Here is a 16,650-nt window from a genome sequence, read left to right on the forward strand (position 1 = left end):
ACGGTGGTGCTGCCCTCAGCCTAGAGCCGCAAGCCGCTCCAGCGCAGAAGTCGCCACCTGTCGATCAGTGGTCTGCCAGAAGTCTGGCAGCGAGTTGACCAGGAACGACGCGTACCGAGCGGTCGCCAGACGTGGATCGAGGACCGCCACCACGCCGCGATCAGACGTCGTGCGGACCAGCCGTCCGGCGCCTTGGGCCAGCAGCAGGGCGGCGTGGGTGGCCGAGACCTGCATGAACCCGTTGCCCCCGTGGCTCTCGATGTAGCGCGCACGCGCCGCCTTGACCGGGTCGTCCGGGCGGGGGAACGGGATCCGGTCGATCATGACGAGCTGGCACGCGGTACCCGGTACGTCGACCCCCTGCCACAGGGACAGGGTGCCGAAGAGGCAGGTCGCGTCGTCGGCGGCGAACTCACGGACGAGGGTGGGCAGCTGGTCGTCTCCCTGGCACAGGACCGGGAAGTCCACCTGCTCCCGGACGAGCTCGGCGGCACGCTCGGCGGCGCGGCGGGAGGAGAACAGCCCGAGCGTCCGCCCGCCCGCGGCCTTCATGAGCGCGACCATCTCCTCGACCTGGTCGTCCGTGGTGGCCTGCTGACCCGGTGTCGGCAGACGCTTGGCGATGTAGAGGATGCCCTGACGCGGGTAGTCGAAGGGGCTGCCCACGTCCAGCCCGCGCCACGGCAGGGAGGCCTTGGGCGGGGTCTCGTCGCTCTCCCCCGCCGCGCGCTCCAGCCCGACGGCGCGCGCCACAGGCTCGAAGGAGTCACCCAGGGCCAGGGTCGCCGAGGTGAGGATCCCGACCTTCTCCTCCCACAGGTTCGTCCGGATGAGGCCGGCCACCCCGAGCGGGGCGGCGTGCAGCTTGGACATCCCGGCACCGAAGCCGCCCTCACCCCCGCGCGAGCACCACAGCACGTCGAAGCCCGAGTGGTCGGCGGCCATGCGCTCGGCGGTCTCGAAGACCAGCAGCATGCTCGAGGAGGCCATCTTCAGGCCGCTGCTCGCCGACCCGGCGTCCGCGCTCGCTCCCTTGCCTGGCTCGGGCTTGAGGGCGCTGAGCACCGCCCGCGCCGCGTCGCGCACGCCGGCCACGGACAGCCGGGCACCCTCGGGCAGCCCGTCCGGGAAGCGTTCGGCCGGCAGACCGGCCAGCACGGAGCCGAAGTCCGCCGCGGCGGCGTCGAGGTCCGTCGTGGGGATCCCGCCGTGCCGGCGAGCCTGACGCGCGGCGTGCTCGATCGAGGCGACGGACAGCTCGGCGGTCGCGGCGGCGGTCACCCGGTCGGAGAGCTCGTGCGCCTCGTCGGCGATGACCACGGAGTGCTCGGGCAGCACCCCCGGGGAGCCGGTGGCCGCGATGCCGAGCATCGCGTGGTTGGTGACCACGACGTCAGCCTCCCGGGCGATGCCGCGGGCTCGCTCGGGGAAGCAGTCGTCGATGAGGGGGCACTTCTGCCCCAGGCACTCCAGGGAGGTGACCGAGACCTGGCGCCAGGCCCGGTCGCTCACACCTGGGACGAGGTCGTCGCGGTCGCCGGTCTCGGTCTCGGCTGCCCACTCGCGCAGCCGGAGGATCTGCTTGCCGAGCCCCGCCGCGCCGTCGGCTCCGCCAGCAGGTGCGGGACTGCCCGCGGTGAGCGGCTCGGTCGGGCCCTCGCTGCGCGGCATGTCGAAGAGCGTGCCGGCGTCGTCGGGCGGGTAGCCGCCGGAGATCTTGTGCAGGCACGCGTAGTTGTGCCAGCCCTTGAGCAGCGCGAGCTCAGGACGGCGCGGGAGGTGCGGGGCCAGCGTCTTGGCGACGAGGGGAAGGTCGCGGGTCATGATCTGGCGCTGCAGGGCCAGCGTCGCCGTCGAGACGATGACGCGCTCGTCGGTGGTCACCGCGTGATGGACGGCGGGGACGAGGTACCCGAGGGACTTGCCGGTGCCGGTGCCCGCCTGGACCAGGAGGTGCTTCTTGGTCGCCATGGCCGTGGCGACCGCGTCGGTCATGTCGTGCTGGCCGTCACGGCGGGCACCGCCGAGCGCACCGACTGCGAGGTCGAGCAGCTGGTGGACGTCCGCCGCAGCGGAGTCCGCAGAGCCGGCGCTGTCGGGATTCTGGGCGTCGCTCACCCGTGGAGTCTACGCACCGCGGAGCCCTGTGAGGCGCGCCACAGGGCACTGTGCACAGCCCACGGACGGTGGGCGGGCGCGCGGCCCGCCCACCTGTCAGGGCTGGACAGCGACCGCTGCGAGCTCGGCTGCGAGCGCGTCGTCGACCCGTCCGCGCACGAGGGTGCCCTCACCCACGTGCTCGATGTGGTCGATCTCTCCCTCGAGGTGGACCCGGTTGACGAGGTCGCCACGGCTGTAGGGCACGACGAGGTCGATCGAGACGCCCGGGTGGGGCAGCGACGCGTCGATGAAGGCGAGCAGCTCGTCGATGCCCTCCCCCGTGTGCGCCGAGACGACGATGGTGTTGCGCTCCCGGCTGCGCAGCCGGGCGACCGTGTCCGCGGTGGCGAGGTCGGCCTTGTTGAGGACGATGACCTCGGGGACGTCGAGCGCCCCGGGGATGTCCGCCAGGACGTGGCGCACCGCCGCGATCTGCCCTTCCGGGTCGGGATGGGAGGCGTCGACGACGTGCAGCAGGAGGTCGGAGTCGGCCACCTCCTCCAGGGTCGAGCGGAAGGCCTCGACGAGCTGGTGCGGCAGGGCGCGCACGAAGCCGACCGTGTCGGCGAGGGTGTAGATGCGACCGTCGGCGGTCTTGGTCCGGCGGACCGTGGGGTCCAGCGTGGCGAACAGCGCGTTCTCCACCAGCACCCCGGCGCCGGTGAGCGCGTTGAGCAGGCTCGACTTCCCGGCGTTGGTGTACCCGGCGATGGCGACCGAGGGGATGGAGTTGCGCTTGCGGTTGGCCCGCTTGGTCTCGCGCGCGGGAGCCATGGCCTCGATCTCGCGGCGCAGCTTGGCCATCCGGTTGCGGATACGTCGGCGGTCCAGCTCGATCTTCGTCTCACCGGGTCCGCGCGAGCCCATGCCGGCACCGGCGCCACCCACCTGGCCACCGGCCTGGCGGGACATCGACTCGCCCCACCCGCGCAGGCGCGGGAGCAGGTACTCCAGCTGCGCGAGCTCGACCTGGGCCTTGCCCTCCCGGGACTTGGCGTGCTGGGCGAAGATGTCGAGGATGAGCGCGGTGCGGTCGACGACCTTGACCTTGATGATGTCCTCGAGCGCACGGCGCTGGGAGGGAGCGAGGTCGCCGTCGATGACCACGGTGTCCGCCCCGGTCGAGGCGACCACGGCAGCGAGGTCGGCGGCCTTGCCCGAGCCGAGGTACGTGCCGGGGTCCGGGGTCTGGCGGCGCTGGAGCACGCCGTCGAGCACCTGGGAGCCGGCCGTCTCGGCGAGGGCGGCGAGCTCGCGCAGGGAGATCTCGGCCTCCATCGCGTCGCGGGACCACAGCCCCACCAGGACGACCTTCTCCAGGCGGAGCTGGCGGTACTCGACCTCGGTGACGTCCTCGAGCTCGGTCGACAGGTTGGCCACTCGGCGCAGGGCGGTGCGCTCGGCGAGCTCGAGCTGGTCACCGTCGCTGGAGGAGTGCTGCGTGCCGCCCTCGGCGCGGGCGGTCCCCGCGCGGGCCAGCACACGAGCGACGACGTCGCTCGCGACGTCTCGCGCCGAGACCGCAGCACCGGACCCGCTGGTCTCGTCTGGTCCAGACGGCTCCTGCGGAGAGGTGGGGTGCGGTTCGTGGCTGTTCGTCATGCATGTCCTTCGATCGTGCCGCTGTGGGGTGTATCTAAGGTTCCCACGTCGAGCGGCTCGGACCGAAGTGTTTTTGCGGACAGAGGAAACCCTCGTCCCGTGCGCCCGCCCGCTCGCCTACGATTACCGGTTGTGAGCGACGACAGCACGGACCACTACTTCACTGCCCAGCCGGCCAGCCCGGACGAACGCCGGACCCTGCCGGTCGTGCTGGACGGCCAGCCCTACGAGGTGGAGACCGCCGGTGGGATCTTCTCCCCCGGACGGATCGACCTGGGCACCTCGGTCTTGCTGCGGACCGTGGCCGACCCGCCGACCGGCGACGTGCTCGACCTGGGCTGCGGCTGGGGTCCCATCACGTTGACCATGGCTCTGCAGAACCGTCAGGCCACCGTGTGGGGAGTCGACGTCAACGACCGTGCGCTCGACCTGCTGCGACGCAACGCCGAGCGGCTGGGCCTGACCAACGTCCGGGCCGCCCGCCCCGAGGAGGTGCCCGACGACGTGCGGCTGGCGGCGATCTGGTCCAACCCCCCGATCCGGGTGGGCAAGGAGGTGCTGCACTCCATGCTCGACACGTGGCTGCCGCGCCTGCTCCCCGGGGCCAGCGCGCACCTCGTGGTGCAACGCAACCTCGGCGCCGACTCCTTGCAGGAGTGGATGGCGCGCCGCTACGGGGCCGACGCCGCCTTCGAGAGCGCGGTGGGTCCGTTCACGGCGAGCGTCTCCCGGCTCGCGAGCGCCAAGGGCTTCCGCGTCATCGAGGTCACCCGGGTCTGACCGCTGAGGCGTCGTCGCCGCGGCGGTCACAGGCTCGGCGGCCTCAGAGGCCCGGCGCCGTCACAGGTTCGGCGCCGTCACAGGTTCGGCGTCGTCCTCAGGCGCCCGTCGGCGACGAGCACCGCGGGACCGGCCAGCTCGACGTGCCCGTCGGGGAGCATGGTCACGCGCACGGTGCCTCCCGGAACCTCGACGAGCCAGACGTCCGGCGCGCCGTCCCCGGCCCAGGCGCGAACGGCCAGCGCCGCCGCGCAGGCGCCCGTCCCGCAGGACCGGGTCTCCCCCACCCCGCGCTCGTGCACGCGCATGCGCACCCGCCCGACGACGGAGCCGTCCACCGAGGTCTCCTCACCCAGCGGCACGACCAGCTCGACGTTGGTCCCCTGCGGCGGGGTGGGCACCACGACGGGCGCCCGGGTGAGGTCGGCACGGTCGAGGTCCGCCACGGACGCCAGAGCGAGCACCGTGTGCGGGTTGCCCAGGTCCACGCTGAGGGCCGGGCGGGGCACCTGGGCGCCGCCAGGCTCCAGGCCGAGGACGCTCACCTCAGCGTCGAAGCCGTCGTGGACGGCCTCCTCACCACCGGGGAAGGACCACACACCCATGTCGACGGCGAACCAGCCGTTCGCCTCCTTGCGCACCCGCCGCACCCCAGCGCGGGTCCCCAGGACCAGCTCGTGGCCGTCGCCGAAGTAGGCAAGACCGAGGTCTTCGAGGTAGGCCGCGAAGACTCGCACGCCGTTGCCGCACATCTGGGCGATCGACCCGTCGGCGTTGCGGTAGTCCATGAACCAGACCGCGTCGGGGTCCTGCCCCAGGACGGCCCGGCCCTCGGGCAGGGCGGCCGAGGGCACCACACGGATCACGCCGTCGGCGCCGATGCCGGCCCGGCGGTCGGTGAGCTCGCGCACCATGGCGGCGGTGAGCTCCATCCGGGCGTGCCGGTCGTCGAGGAGGACGAAGTCGTTCTCGGTGCCGTGCCCCTTGGTGAAGGACAGGTCTGCCGCGTGCTGCGAGTCGGTGCCCTCGGTGCCCGGGGCGGTCGCGACAGAGGTCAGGTCACGGTTCTCGATCGTCATGAGCCAAGACTACGACGCACCGGGTCAGATCCTGGGGCGGGTGCCTGCCCGGCGTCGGCCGCGGCCACGACCGCGAGCGCCTGCTCGAGCAGGTCCGGTGTGCCGGCATCGAGCCAGGTGACCCGGGGGTCTCGGCCGAACCAGCCCATCTGCTTGCGGGCCAGGCGCCGGGTGTTCGCCGTGACGTCCGCGCGCGCCTGCTCCTCGGTGATCTCCCCGGCGAGGTGGGCGAGCACCTCGGCGTAGCCGACGGCGCGGGAAGCGGTGCGTCCCAGGCCGTGCGCGGCCAGCGTGGCCACCTCGTCCACGAGCCCCGCCTGCCACATGCGCTCCACCCGCTCGGCGACCCGGGCGTCGAGCACCTCGCGGTCGCAGTCCAGCCCGATCTGCACGGCCGGACGGACGTACTCCTGCCGGGGCAGGTTCGCGGTGAAGGGCGCACCGGTGATCTCGATGACCTCGAGCGCACGCACGATCCGCCGCGTGTTCTTGGGGCCGATCGACTGCGCCGCGGCCGGGTCCGCGGCCTTGAGCTCCTCGTAGAGCGCCCGGGTACCCTCGCGGTCGGCGCGCTCCTCGAGGGCGGCGCGCACCGCGGGGTCGGTCCCGGGGAAGGTCATGTCGTCGAGCAGGGCTCGCAGGTACAGCCCCGAGCCGCCGACGACGATCGCCCGTGCGCCGCGGTCGGCGATCGCGTCGAGGTCGGCGCGGGCCGCGCTCTGGTAGCGGGCCACCGAGGAGTCCTCACGGACGTCCAGCACGTCCACCTGGTGGTGGACGATGCCGCGGCGCTGGTCGAGGGGAACCTTGGCGGAGCCGATGTCCATCCCGGTGTAGAGCTGGTAGGCGTCGGCGTTGACGATCTCGGCGGGAGGACCTCCGGCGGGGCTCAGCGCCTCGGCGAGATCCAGGGCGAGGTCGGACTTTCCAGTGGCCGTAGGGCCTACGACAGCAACGATCAGCACACCGTGACGGTACCTTCTTTGTCGGGCGTCCTTGGTGTTGTCAGCCCGAGCACCTAGGCTGCACTACGCATGCGTGATCTTGTGGACAGCCCTCGCGGTTCCACGCCCAGCACGGCAGCACGACGTCGACCGGCCTCACACGAACTCAGGAGATCATCACGATGGGGTTCTTCAACAAGCCCGAAACCGATACGTCGCTGGCCGCCAGCGGTGAGAACCTGCCGCTGACGCGCGCCCGGATCGAGGCGTACCTCACCTCCCAGGACTGGTCCTTCGGGGTGGACCCGGACGGTGACGTCGGTGGCCAGTGGGACGACAACGTCTTCTACTTCTTCCAGATGGGCGAGGACCAGGAGGTCCTGCAGGTCCGCGGACGGTGGAAGCACTCCTTCCCGGCCAGCCGCGAGGCCGAGTTCGCGCTGCTGCTCAACGAGTTCAACCGTGACCTCATCTGGCCCAAGATGTACGCCCGGGTCGAGGAGGACGAGCTGGGCATCTACTCCGAGGTCTCCACCGACCTCGAGCACGGGGTGAGCGACGCCCAGCTCGGCCAGCTCATCTCCTGCGGCCTGTTCACCGGGCTGCGCGCCTTCGAGCGCATCGCCGAGCGTCTGGGCATCCCTGAAGAGTGACCTGCTCTCCGTGAACGGAGCACCATGAGCCAGACCTTCCAGGTCGACCTCGGAGGGATCGTCGACCTCCTGGCCCGCCACCTGTACTCCAGCCCGCGCGTCTACCTGCGCGAGCTGCTGCAGAACGGGGCGGACGCGATCACCGCGCTCGACGAGCTGCGACCACCGGCCTCGGACCTGGGCATGGACCAGAGCAGCCCGCCGCGCAGGATCACGCTGCGTCCGCTGCCCGACGGCGGGCTCGAGGTCACCGACACCGGGGTGGGGCTGACCCTTGCCGAGGCCGAAGAGCTGCTCGCGACCATCGGTCGCAGCTCCAAGCGGGACCTCGAGCTGGGCACCGGGCGCGAGCAGTTCCTCGGCCAGTTCGGCATCGGGCTGCTCTCGGCGTTCATGGTCACCGACGAGATCGAGCTCGTCTCACGCTCGGCACGCGACCCCCAGGCCCCGGCGATCGTGTGGCGGGGCCACGCGGACGGGCGGTACTCCCTGACCGAGATCGCTCCGCACGACCTGCGGCACCCACCGACCACCGGCAGCACCGTGCGGCTGCGACCGCGGCGGGACATGGAGCACTGGCTCGAGGCGGCCACGGTCGAGTCGCTGGCCCGCGACTACGGCTCCCTGCTGCCGATCGAGCTGGTCATGGAGATGCCGCAGCCGTCTGGACGGCCGACCACCCGCCGGCTCAGCGAGCCGGACTTGCCCTGGGAACGCACCTTCTCCACCCCGCGAGCGCGCGAGCTGGCGCTGCGGGCCCACTGCGAGGCGACCCTCGGCTTCACCCCGCTGGCGGCCATCAACCTGGACATCCCCATCGCCGGTCTCAGCGGCGTGGCGTACGTGCTCCCCTCAGCCGTGTCACCCACGACCTCCGCCGCGCACCGCGTCTACCTCAAGCGGATGCTGCTGGGCACCACGGTCGACGACCTGCTGCCGCCGTGGGCGTTCTTCGTCCGGTGCGTCCTCAACACCTCCGCCGTGCGTCCCACAGCCTCGCGTGAGGGTCTCTACGAGGACGACATCCTGCTGGCCACCCGCGAGGCACTCGGTGCACGCATCCGCCAGTGGACGCTGGAGACCCTCTCCCTGCGCGACGGCGGCTCGGACCAGCTCCTCGCCGTGCACCACCTCGCTGTCCGGGCCCTGGCCCTGGCTGACGACGACATGCTCGACCTCGCCATCCACGTGCTGCCCTACGAGTGCACGACCGGCACGGCCACCCTGGCCGAGATCCACGCCGAGCAGGGCCACATCCGCTTCGCGCCCACCCTCGAGTCCTTCCGGCGCATCGCGCCGGTGGCGCGCGCCCAGAACCTCACCGTGGTCAACGCCGGCTACGTCTACGACGCCGACCTCCTCGAACGGGTCCGCAGCCGCCGACCGCGCTGGACGGTCACCCCGATCACCTCGACCGACGTGTCCCAGGCCCTCACCCCGCTCGACCCGCTGCGCCACCTCGAGACCCTCGACGCCCTCGAGGCGGTCCGCACGGCGGTCCGCCCCCACGGCTGCGACGTCGAGCTGCGTGCCTTCGAGCCGCACGAGACGCCGTCCCTGCTGCTCGACGACCGCGACGCCGAGCACGCCCGGTCCGTGGCGCAGACCATCTCCCAGGCCCCGGACCTGTGGGGCGGCGTGCTGGGGCAGCTCCCCACGTCGTCGGCCGTGCGACGCCTCGTGCTCAACGACGCCAACCCCGCCGTGCGAGACGTCCTGGAGGCCCCCGACGCCCAGGTGCGCACGGCCGGCGCGCAGGCCCTCTACGTCACCGCTCTGCTCATGTCCGGGAAGCCGCTGAGCGTGAGCGAGGCGACGGTGCTCAACGGTGCGCTCTCGACCCTGCTGCGCAGCGCCGCCGCGCCCGGCACTGATCCTCCACCCACGCCCGGCGAGGCCGGAGGCTCCCGCTCATGACGCGCACGCTCGAGGACGCCAACCACGCGATCACCGCGACCCGCCGGATGCCCTTCGGCCTGGCCCGCAACGAGGTCGCCGCCGAGCTCGTGCGCGAGATCGACGCCGAGGGGCCCGAGACGGCGCTCGCCTACGCGCTGTTCGCGCTCGTGGAGTCCTACGCCTTCAGCCAGGAGGTCGAGAAGGCGTACCTGCCCTTCACCCGATCCGTCCGGCTGTGGGACGAGCGGCCCGAGCTGTTCGACGCCGACGACACCCACTCCTTGTTCTGGTCCTTCAAGTGGATGGTCGGGGACCTCATGAGCTACCCCGCCATCCCCGCCGCGCAGATCCAGGCCACCCTCGCGGACATGGAACGTCGCTACCTCCTCGCCGGCAACGGGCTCAGCGCCGTCAACCACCTCCTCTTCGAGTGGCACCACCTGCTCGGGGACGACGAGGCCGGCCCCAGCTACGAGCGATGGGTCACGACCGAGCGGGACGCCTTCTCCCAGTGCCCCGCCTGCGAGCCCGGGGACCGCACGACGTACCTCTTCGCCCAGGGCCGCGTCGAGGAGGGCATCCGTCTGCTCGAGGAGGCCCAGCGGTCCGGTGCGACGTGCCGCACGGAGCCCGCCGACATGCTCTCTCAGCTCCAGCTCGCCTACCTCGAGGTGGGTGACGCCGAGGGCGCCGCCCGCGCGCACCGGCACGGCCTGGCCACCCTGGACAGCAGCGGCGAGATGCCCAGCGCCCGCGGGCGTCACATCCAGTTCCTGGCCCGCACCGGCAACACGACGGCCGCGCTGCGCTTCCTCGAGCGCTACCAGAGGCTCCTCACCGGTGCCGAGACACCCCGAGGCCGGTGGGCCTTCCTGACCACGGCCGGCGTGGGCGTCGCCGCGCTGCGTGCCACGGTCCCGGACACCCCCCTCGCGCTCGACGCCGTCGAGGCAGCAACCGTCGGCGAGCTCGACGACTGGATGCGAGCGCAGGCACTGTTCCTGGCCGCGCAGTTCGACGAGCGCGGCGGTACCTCAGCCATGACCGAGAGGACCCTGCACGCCTGGTCGGGGACCCATGTCCGGGTGCCGGTCGACCTCACCGTCCTCGCCCTGGACCCCGCCGATCACATCTCCGGCCGCCGGCCCGGGGACGACGATGCGTCCGAGCGCTCCGGCCCTGCTGTCTCGGACGTGCGCCCGTTCATCGCCCGGGCGGGCATCGGTCCGGACTCTCTCGTCCACCAGGCCGAGCTCCTCACCGGCACCGACCCCGTCTCCGCCGCGCGTCTGTACGCCCACGCCAGCTCCGCCTTCGCCGAGGCCGGAGAGCATGAGGCGGCCGGGTTCGCGCTGGCTGAGGCGGCGATGCTCAGCGACCAGCTCGGCGACAGCGACGGGGCGGCCGCGACGATCGACGCCGCGGTGGCCCTGCTCCAGACCGCTGGGACAGGTCTGGAGTACGTGGGGCCCGTCATCCGGGTCGCTGCCCGCCTGTCTGGCGCGATCGGCGCCTGGGGACCTGCCACGGACCTGCTCGACTGGGCCCTGACGGAGGCGGAGGGGGCCTCTCCCACAGCTGCCCTCGCCCTCGAGCGCGCCCACCTGCTCGACACCCGAGCACGTGTACACGCCTCCCGGGGAGAGGGTGCTGCGGCCCTCGCCGACGCCTGCACCGCTGCCGAGGCCTTCACCGCGCACCACCGCACCGCCGATGCCGCCCACGCGTCCTGGCTGGCCGGCACGATCGAGCTGGGGGCGGGACGCCCCGACGCCGCGGTGACGCACCTGGAGTCCGCGGCCCAGGGCTTCACGCTGGTCCGCGCGCGCGAGCAGCAGGCCGAGGTCCTCGGGCAGCTCATCCAGGCGCTCACCGCCCTGGGCCGCGCCGACGACGCGGCCGTGCTCGTGCGGCAGCTCGCGGGGTAGCCCCCCGCAGCACGCACCCGTCGATCAGCTGACGCCGGCGAGCTCGCGGAGCACCTCGTGGTAGAGCGCGTGCGTCCGCTCCTCGGCGAGGGCGAGGGCGGCTGGTGCCCCCACCGGGAGCACGCCGTCTGGCCGAGCGCAGGCGAAGACCACCAGGTGGGGCCCCACCAGCGCCGGATGCGTGATCGGTGCGAGGTCGCTCGATGCCGTCGGTGCCGTCGGGGCCGACCCGCCCGTCACGGTCTGCGCCGAGACTCCCGCCTCCGCGCCGATCTCGTGCGTGGTGATCTCCCGGGTCCACCCGGCCAGGCGGAGCAGCGCCACCGCGGCCGAGGCCGTCACGTGCAGCGCGGGTTCGTCGGAGATGGCGCCCAGGGCAGCGAGGGCAGGCGACGCCGGCACCGCGGGGCCGGCGAGGTACCCGCTCGCGCCGAGATCGGGCTGGGCTCCCGTCGTCGTACGGGTCTGGAGGGCGGGTGCCACGACGGTGACCGTGCCCCCGGGCACCAGGACCGCCTCCAGGGCGGGCCGCAGCGCCGCGAGGACCTCCTCCCGGCGCTCGGCGAAGACGTCCAGGCGCCCGGTGACGCCGGGCAGCAGCGCCAGGCTCAGGTCATGTCGTTGCACGGTGAGGGTTGCGGTGGCTGGCACCCGGCCCACGCTAGCCGATGGTCCTCAGGTGCGCGGTGGTCCCCGCCGTGAGCCCAGGGATGACCGGACGGCGACGACGCAGCGGCGACGGTAGGCTGGTCGCATGGGGTTCTTCAGAGATCGCAGGCGCCGCACGGCTGACGGGTCCGGTCCCCACCGCTCGCCGCACGAGGCACCCACCGACCGCGCCGCGACTGCGTCATCGTCTGCAGCACAGCCACCTGACCTGGCCGGGGACGAGGTCGAGGCCATGCTCATGGAAGGACTCGGCGCCCTGCGGATCGCCGACACCGACACCACGCACGCCCCAGGTCCGCTGACCATGGCGCGCATCGTCGACTGGATCACGGACTACGGCTACACGTACTTCATCGACTCCGACGGAGACATCGGAGGGCTGTGGCACTCCCGGTTGTTCTACTTCCTGCTGTTCGGCGGTGAACGCGAGATCCTCCAGGTCCGCGGGCAGTGGAACCGGGAGATCACCATCGACCGGATCGAAGAGGTCCTCGACTTCTGCAACGAGTGGAACACCGACCGCATCTGGCCCAAGGTGTACTTCCGGGTCCGTGACAACGGCATGATCCAGGTCTACGGCGAGGTGTCGGTGGACTTCGAGCACGGCGCCAACGACGAACAGCTCGACCAGGTCCTCACCTGCGGGCTGAGCACCGGCGCGATGCTCTTCGACGCGCTCGACGCCCTCTACCCCGACCCCGCACAGGTGGCACCATGAACGCCCGCCAGCGATCGCCGTGGCTCGCCCGGATCCTCGCCAAGTCCCCCAGCCCGACGCCGGCCCCCGCCCCGCGGGTGCCCGTCGAGCTGCCGACCCCGCTGACCCGTGACCGGGTCGGTGCCTACCTCACCCGTCGCGGGTACACCTACCGCCTCGACGAGGACGGTGACATCACCGGCACCTGGGACGGCAACCGGTTCTGGTTCCTGCTCCTGGGGACCAAGCAGGAGATCCTCCAGGTGCGAGGACGCTGGCACCGCCCGCTCCCCGACTCCGGCCGGCTCGCCGCCCTGCAGATCATCAACGACTGGAACCGCGAGCGCATCTGGCCCAAGGCCTATCTGCGCAGCGAGCCCACGGGACTGGCCCTCTACACCGAGGTGTCGGTGGACTTCAGCCCAGGCGCGACCAAGGACCAGCTCGAGCAGATGGTGGCCTGTGGTCTGGGCACCTCGATCCAGCTGTTCACCTCCGTCTCGGCGCTGCTGCCGCCGGACAACCCCGACGACCTCGAGGGCATGGACGACAACGGGGCGTTCGGGGAGGACTAGCGTCCGGAGGTCTGGCCCTCGGGACGACTGGCTAGGGCCGATGTACGGTCGGCAGCCCCAGGACCACCGGTCCCCCGGCCGCGGGCGTACCGGCGGCTGGCCCGTGGCTGTGGGTGTCCTCCCCCAGACCAGCCCGAGCCTTCTCGCGCTGCACCCACGCGTCTCCGGCGCGGGTGCGTCGCACGGCGTAGACGGCCTGTGCGGGGTCCGCAGCCACGGCTGAGTCAGCCACCAGGTGGTACGGCGCGGAGTGGGTGACGCGCACGGTGACCACGTCGCCGGGACGCGGCAGCTGCGCGTCGACGTCGTCGGCCAGACGCGGGTCAGCGGGGTCCACGTCAGACCGGCTGGAGTCGGCAGCGCTCGTCTCGCTCGCGAGCGCGGACGTCAGGTGAGCCGGCAGCGCGAGGTGCACCAGGCGGTTGTCCGCGGCGCGTCCGGTGAGACGGTGGGTCTCCCCGTCCTTGCGACCGGCTCCGTCGGTGATCAGCACCTCGACCGTGCGACCCACCTGGCGTGCGCTCTCCTGGGCGGAGATCTCGTCCTGGAGGGCCATGAGGCGGACGTAGCGTTCCTGGACGACCTCCTTGGGGAGCTGGTCGGGCAGGGTCGCAGCAGGGGTCCCTGGACGCTGGGAGTACTGGAAGGTGAACGCTGAGGCGAAGCGGGAAGCCTCCACCACGCGCAGTGTCTCGGCGAAGTCCTCCTCGGTCTCGCCGGGGAAACCGACGATGAGGTCGGTGGTGATCGCGGCGTCGGGCATGGCGGCGCGGACCCGGTCGAGGATGCCGAGGAACTTGTCCGAGCGGTAGGACCGGCGCATGGCCCGCAGGATGCGGTCCGACCCGGCTTGCAAGGGCATGTGCAGCTGCGGCATGACGTTCGGCGTCTCGGCCATGGCCTCGATGACGTCGTCGGTGAAGGCCGCCGGGTGCGGGGAGGTGAAGCGCACCCGCTCCAGGCCCTCGATCTCACCGCAGGCCCGCAGCAGCTTCGCGAAGGCGCCCCGGTCGCCGAACTCGACGCCGTAGCTGTTGACGTTCTGGCCGAGCAGGGTCACCTCGATCGCACCCTGAGCGACGAGCGCCTCGATCTCGGCGAGGATCTGGCCGGGTCGGCGGTCGCGCTCCTTGCCGCGCAGGTGCGGGACGATGCAGAAGGTGCAGGTGTTGTTGCACCCGACGCTGATCGAGACCCAGCCGGCGTAGACCGACTCACGACGGGTGGGCAGGGTCGACGGGAAGACCTGCAGCGACTCCGCGATCTCGACCTGCGCCGCCTCGTTGTGCCGGGCGCGCTCGAGCAGCACCGGAAGCGCGTCGAGGTTGTGGGTGCCGAAGACGACGTCCACCCACGGCGCCCGCTCGACGATCCCGGAGCGGTCCTTCTGCGCCAGGCAGCCGCCGACGGCGATCTGCATCCCCGCGCGGCGGTTCTTCAGCGCGGCGAGCTGGCCGAGGTTGCCGTAGAGCTTCGTCGAGGCGTTCTCGCGCACGGCGCACGTGTTGATGACCACGACGTCGGCCTCGTAGCGGGCTGCGTCGGCGTCGGAGGCCTTGTGATAGCCCGCCTGCTCGAGCATCCCAGCCATCCGCTCGGAGTCGTGGACGTTCATCTGGCACCCGAGGGTGCGCACGAGGTAGGTGCGGGGTGCCCGCAGGCCGCCCTCGGCAGCCTCCACGGCGGGCGCGGGGAGGTCCAGGAGGGGCAGGGAGGCGGGGGTGGAGGCGTTCGCAGACATCGCCACAAGGATACGTCGCATCCCCACCACGGGGATGCTTGCCGTGGTCAGCGCGGTGCCCGGCCCCGCGATGTCGTTACAGGACCGAGACCATGAGCAGTCGCCGATGCCGCACCTGTCCCCTACGTTCTACACATGGACGCCACGAATCCATCCACTTCGGGCACGACGGATGCCCGGCGCGCCCTGGTGCGCCTCGTCGACGTCAACAAACACTTCGGTGACCTGCACGTGCTCAACGACATCAACCTCACGGTCACCCAGGGCGAGGTGGTGGTCGTGGTCGGCCCGTCAGGATCGGGGAAGTCCACCCTGTGCCGGGTGATCAACCGCCTGGAGACCATCGACTCCGGGTTGATCGAGGTCGACGGCACACCGCTGCCCGAAGAGGGCAAGGCCCTCGCCCAGCTGCGGGCCGACGTCGGGATGGTGTTCCAGTCCTTCAACCTCTTCGCCCACAAGACCGTCCTGCAGAACGTCACCCTCGGCCCGACCAAGGTCAAGAAGATGCGGTCGGCCGAGGCTCGGGAGCTCGCCATGACGCTGCTTGAGCGGGTGGGGGTGGACTCTCAGGCCAACAAGATGCCTGCTCAGCTCTCCGGCGGGCAGCAGCAACGGGTGGCGATCGCACGGGCGCTGGCCATGCACCCCAAGGTCATGCTCTTCGACGAACCAACCTCGGCCCTGGACCCGGAGATGATCACCGAGGTCCTCGACGTCATGGTGGGCCTCGCGACGGACGGCATGACGATGATCGTGGTGACCCACGAGATGGGCTTCGCGCGCAAGGCCGCGGACCGCGTCGTCTTCATGGCTGACGGCAAGATCCTCGAAGAGTCCCAGCCGGAACAGTTCTTCACCGCCCCCACCTCTGCCCGCGCCCAGGACTTCTTGTCCAAGATCCTCTTTCACTGAGTACTGCTCGGCACCACCATCGACGGCCCTGGCGGCCACGACCTGAAGGAGAAGACCATGATGCGATCACGAACCATCCTCGTCGCCGCCGCAGCAGCCGCGCTGGTGCTGGCTGGCTGCGGCGACGACGACAACACCGCGTCCGAGACCACCACGACGAGCGCGGACACCAGCGCCTTCCCCGAGGGGAGCACCATGGCTCGTCTCGCGGACGCCGGCACCATCACCGTCGGGACGAAGTTTGACCAGCCGCTGTTCGGCCTGGTGGGACCGGACGGAGAACCGGTCGGCTTCGACGTCGAGGTCGCCAAGATCATCGCCGGCGAGCTGGGCATCGACCCGGATGACATCACGTGGAAGGAGACGGTGTCCCAGAACCGCGAGGCGTTCATCCAGGACGACCAGGTGGACATCGTCGTGGCCACCTACACGATCAACGACAAGCGCAAGGAAGTCATCGACTTCGCCGGGCCGTACTACATCGCCGGCCAGTCCCTCATGGTGCGGGCCGACGAGGAGTCCATCGCATCCTCCGACGACCTGGCGGGCAAGACGGTGTGCTCGGCGGAGGGCTCCACCCCCGCCAAGAACATCGAGGACAACTTCCCCGACACCACGCTGCAGGTCTTCGCCCAGTACACCGACTGCCTCGACCCGCTGCGCAACGGCCAGGTGGACGCGGTGACCACGGACAACGTCATCCTGGCGGGATACGTCTCGGAGAACCCTGACGACTTCAAGATCGTCGGCGAGCAGTTCACCGAGGAGCCCTACGGCATCGGCCTGAAGCTGGGCGACGAGGAGTTCCGGACCTTCATCAACGACACCCTCGAGGCGTCCTTCGAGGACGGCCGGTGGGCCACCGCCTGGGAAGAGACCGCCGGGTCGGTCCTGCCCACACCGGACCCGCCGACGGTCAACCGCTACTGAGCCCGTCGTCGTCCGACCGGGCGGTGGGCACCGCGCGCCGCGGTGCCCACCGCCCGGACCACCATCTGGGTGACCGCC

Annotated in this window: 14 protein-coding genes; 8 read left to right on the forward strand and 6 right to left on the reverse strand. The window is 71.5% G+C overall.

Annotation, left to right across the window (positions count from 1 at the left end):
* Positions 1–15 precede the first annotated feature (15 nt).
* Complete coding sequence (locus SS2_RS09670) at positions 16–2,118, reverse strand: ATP-dependent DNA helicase (protein WP_066463494.1); 2,103 nt, start codon at positions 2,116–2,118, stop codon at positions 16–18.
* Positions 2,119–2,214: 96 nt separating this feature from the next.
* Positions 2,215–3,762, reverse strand: a complete 1,548-nt coding sequence (gene hflX, locus SS2_RS09675) for a GTPase HflX (protein WP_066463495.1) — start codon at positions 3,760–3,762, stop codon at positions 2,215–2,217.
* 132 nt (positions 3,763–3,894) lie between these two features.
* On the opposite strand from hflX, the gene SS2_RS09680 reads away from it, so the two are divergent.
* Positions 3,895–4,542, forward strand: a complete 648-nt coding sequence (locus tag SS2_RS09680; protein WP_066463496.1) for a class I SAM-dependent methyltransferase — start codon at positions 3,895–3,897, stop codon at positions 4,540–4,542.
* Positions 4,543–4,619: 77 nt separating this feature from the next.
* Here the strand turns inward: SS2_RS09680 and dapF are convergent, their stop codons facing one another.
* Together dapF and miaA are read right to left on the reverse strand one after the other, a co-directional pair.
* Positions 4,620–5,621 (reverse strand): diaminopimelate epimerase, encoded by a 1,002-nt coding sequence (dapF, locus tag SS2_RS09685; protein WP_083942099.1) that lies wholly within the window; start codon positions 5,619–5,621, stop codon positions 4,620–4,622.
* A complete protein-coding gene (gene miaA, locus SS2_RS09690; protein ID WP_066463497.1) occupies positions 5,618–6,586 on the reverse strand; it encodes a tRNA (adenosine(37)-N6)-dimethylallyltransferase MiaA in 969 nt (322 codons plus the stop codon). The genes dapF and miaA overlap by 4 nt, the downstream gene beginning before the upstream one ends.
* Positions 6,587–6,747: 161 nt before the next feature.
* Between miaA and SS2_RS09695 the strand changes: the two genes are divergently transcribed.
* Genes SS2_RS09695 through SS2_RS09705 form a run of 3 tightly spaced genes read left to right on the forward strand, consistent with a single transcriptional unit; the run spans position 6,748 to position 11,045 of the window.
* Positions 6,748–7,218 (forward strand): type III secretion system chaperone family protein, encoded by a 471-nt coding sequence (locus SS2_RS09695; RefSeq protein WP_066463498.1) that lies wholly within the window; start codon positions 6,748–6,750, stop codon positions 7,216–7,218.
* Between the two features lie 24 nt (positions 7,219–7,242).
* A complete protein-coding gene (locus SS2_RS09700) occupies positions 7,243–9,135 on the forward strand; it encodes an HSP90 family protein (protein ID WP_066463500.1) in 1,893 nt (630 codons plus the stop codon).
* Positions 9,132–11,045, forward strand: coding sequence for a hypothetical protein (locus tag SS2_RS09705; RefSeq protein ID WP_066463503.1), 1,914 nt, complete (start codon positions 9,132–9,134; stop codon positions 11,043–11,045). Before SS2_RS09700 ends, SS2_RS09705 begins: the two co-directional genes overlap by 4 nt.
* A 24-nt stretch (positions 11,046–11,069) precedes the next feature.
* Here SS2_RS09705 and SS2_RS09710 read toward each other — a convergent pair whose 3' ends face one another.
* Positions 11,070–11,696, reverse strand: a complete 627-nt coding sequence (locus tag SS2_RS09710; RefSeq protein ID WP_157607283.1) for a hypothetical protein — start codon at positions 11,694–11,696, stop codon at positions 11,070–11,072.
* Positions 11,697–11,799: 103 nt separating this feature from the next.
* On the opposite strand from SS2_RS09710, the gene SS2_RS09715 reads away from it, so the two are divergent.
* Both SS2_RS09715 and SS2_RS09720 read left to right on the forward strand, forming a co-directional pair.
* Positions 11,800–12,432 (forward strand): type III secretion system chaperone family protein, encoded by a 633-nt coding sequence (locus tag SS2_RS09715; protein ID WP_066463505.1) that lies wholly within the window; start codon positions 11,800–11,802, stop codon positions 12,430–12,432.
* On the forward strand, positions 12,429–12,986 hold the full coding sequence (locus SS2_RS09720; RefSeq protein ID WP_066463506.1) for a type III secretion system chaperone family protein: 558 nt from the start codon (positions 12,429–12,431) through the stop codon (positions 12,984–12,986). The genes SS2_RS09715 and SS2_RS09720 overlap by 4 nt, the downstream gene beginning before the upstream one ends.
* A 31-nt stretch (positions 12,987–13,017) precedes the next feature.
* Here the strand turns inward: SS2_RS09720 and miaB are convergent, their stop codons facing one another.
* Positions 13,018–14,727: a tRNA (N6-isopentenyl adenosine(37)-C2)-methylthiotransferase MiaB gene (miaB, locus tag SS2_RS09725; RefSeq protein WP_083942100.1), complete on the reverse strand. Its 1,710-nt coding sequence runs from the start codon at positions 14,725–14,727 to the stop codon at positions 13,018–13,020.
* A gap of 135 nt (positions 14,728–14,862) precedes the next feature.
* Between miaB and SS2_RS09730 the strand changes: the two genes are divergently transcribed.
* Together SS2_RS09730 and SS2_RS09735 are read left to right on the forward strand one after the other, a co-directional pair.
* Positions 14,863–15,642 (forward strand): amino acid ABC transporter ATP-binding protein, encoded by a 780-nt coding sequence (locus SS2_RS09730; RefSeq protein WP_066463507.1) that lies wholly within the window; start codon positions 14,863–14,865, stop codon positions 15,640–15,642.
* Positions 15,643–15,699: 57 nt separating this feature from the next.
* A complete protein-coding gene (locus SS2_RS09735; RefSeq protein ID WP_066463509.1) occupies positions 15,700–16,572 on the forward strand; it encodes a glutamate ABC transporter substrate-binding protein in 873 nt (290 codons plus the stop codon).
* Positions 16,573–16,650 lie beyond the last annotated feature (78 nt).

This window comes from Sanguibacter suarezii NBRC 16159 (assembly GCF_001552735.1).
Lineage (GTDB): Bacteria > Actinomycetota > Actinomycetes > Actinomycetales > Cellulomonadaceae > Sanguibacter > Sanguibacter suarezii.

Excerpts from the sequence above, each read along its gene's own strand:
- SS2_RS09700 (WP_066463500.1), top strand. The coding sequence starts at position 7,243 with ATGAGCCAGACCTTCCAGGTCGACCTCGGAGGGATCGTCGACCTCCTG.
- SS2_RS09720 (WP_066463506.1), top strand. The coding sequence starts at position 12,429 with ATGAACGCCCGCCAGCGATCGCCGTGGCTCGCCCGGATCCTCGCCAAG.
- miaB (WP_083942100.1), bottom strand. The coding sequence starts at position 14,727 with ATGTCTGCGAACGCCTCCACCCCCGCCTCCCTGCCCCTCCTGGACCTC.
- SS2_RS09695 (WP_066463498.1), top strand. The coding sequence starts at position 6,748 with ATGGGGTTCTTCAACAAGCCCGAAACCGATACGTCGCTGGCCGCCAGC.
- dapF (WP_083942099.1), bottom strand. The coding sequence starts at position 5,621 with ATGACGATCGAGAACCGTGACCTGACCTCTGTCGCGACCGCCCCGGGC.
- SS2_RS09715 (WP_066463505.1), top strand. The coding sequence starts at position 11,800 with ATGGGGTTCTTCAGAGATCGCAGGCGCCGCACGGCTGACGGGTCCGGT.
- hflX (WP_066463495.1), bottom strand. The coding sequence starts at position 3,762 with ATGACGAACAGCCACGAACCGCACCCCACCTCTCCGCAGGAGCCGTCT.
- SS2_RS09705 (WP_066463503.1), top strand. The coding sequence starts at position 9,132 with ATGACGCGCACGCTCGAGGACGCCAACCACGCGATCACCGCGACCCGC.
- SS2_RS09730 (WP_066463507.1), top strand. The coding sequence starts at position 14,863 with ATGGACGCCACGAATCCATCCACTTCGGGCACGACGGATGCCCGGCGC.
- SS2_RS09735 (WP_066463509.1), top strand. The coding sequence starts at position 15,700 with ATGATGCGATCACGAACCATCCTCGTCGCCGCCGCAGCAGCCGCGCTG.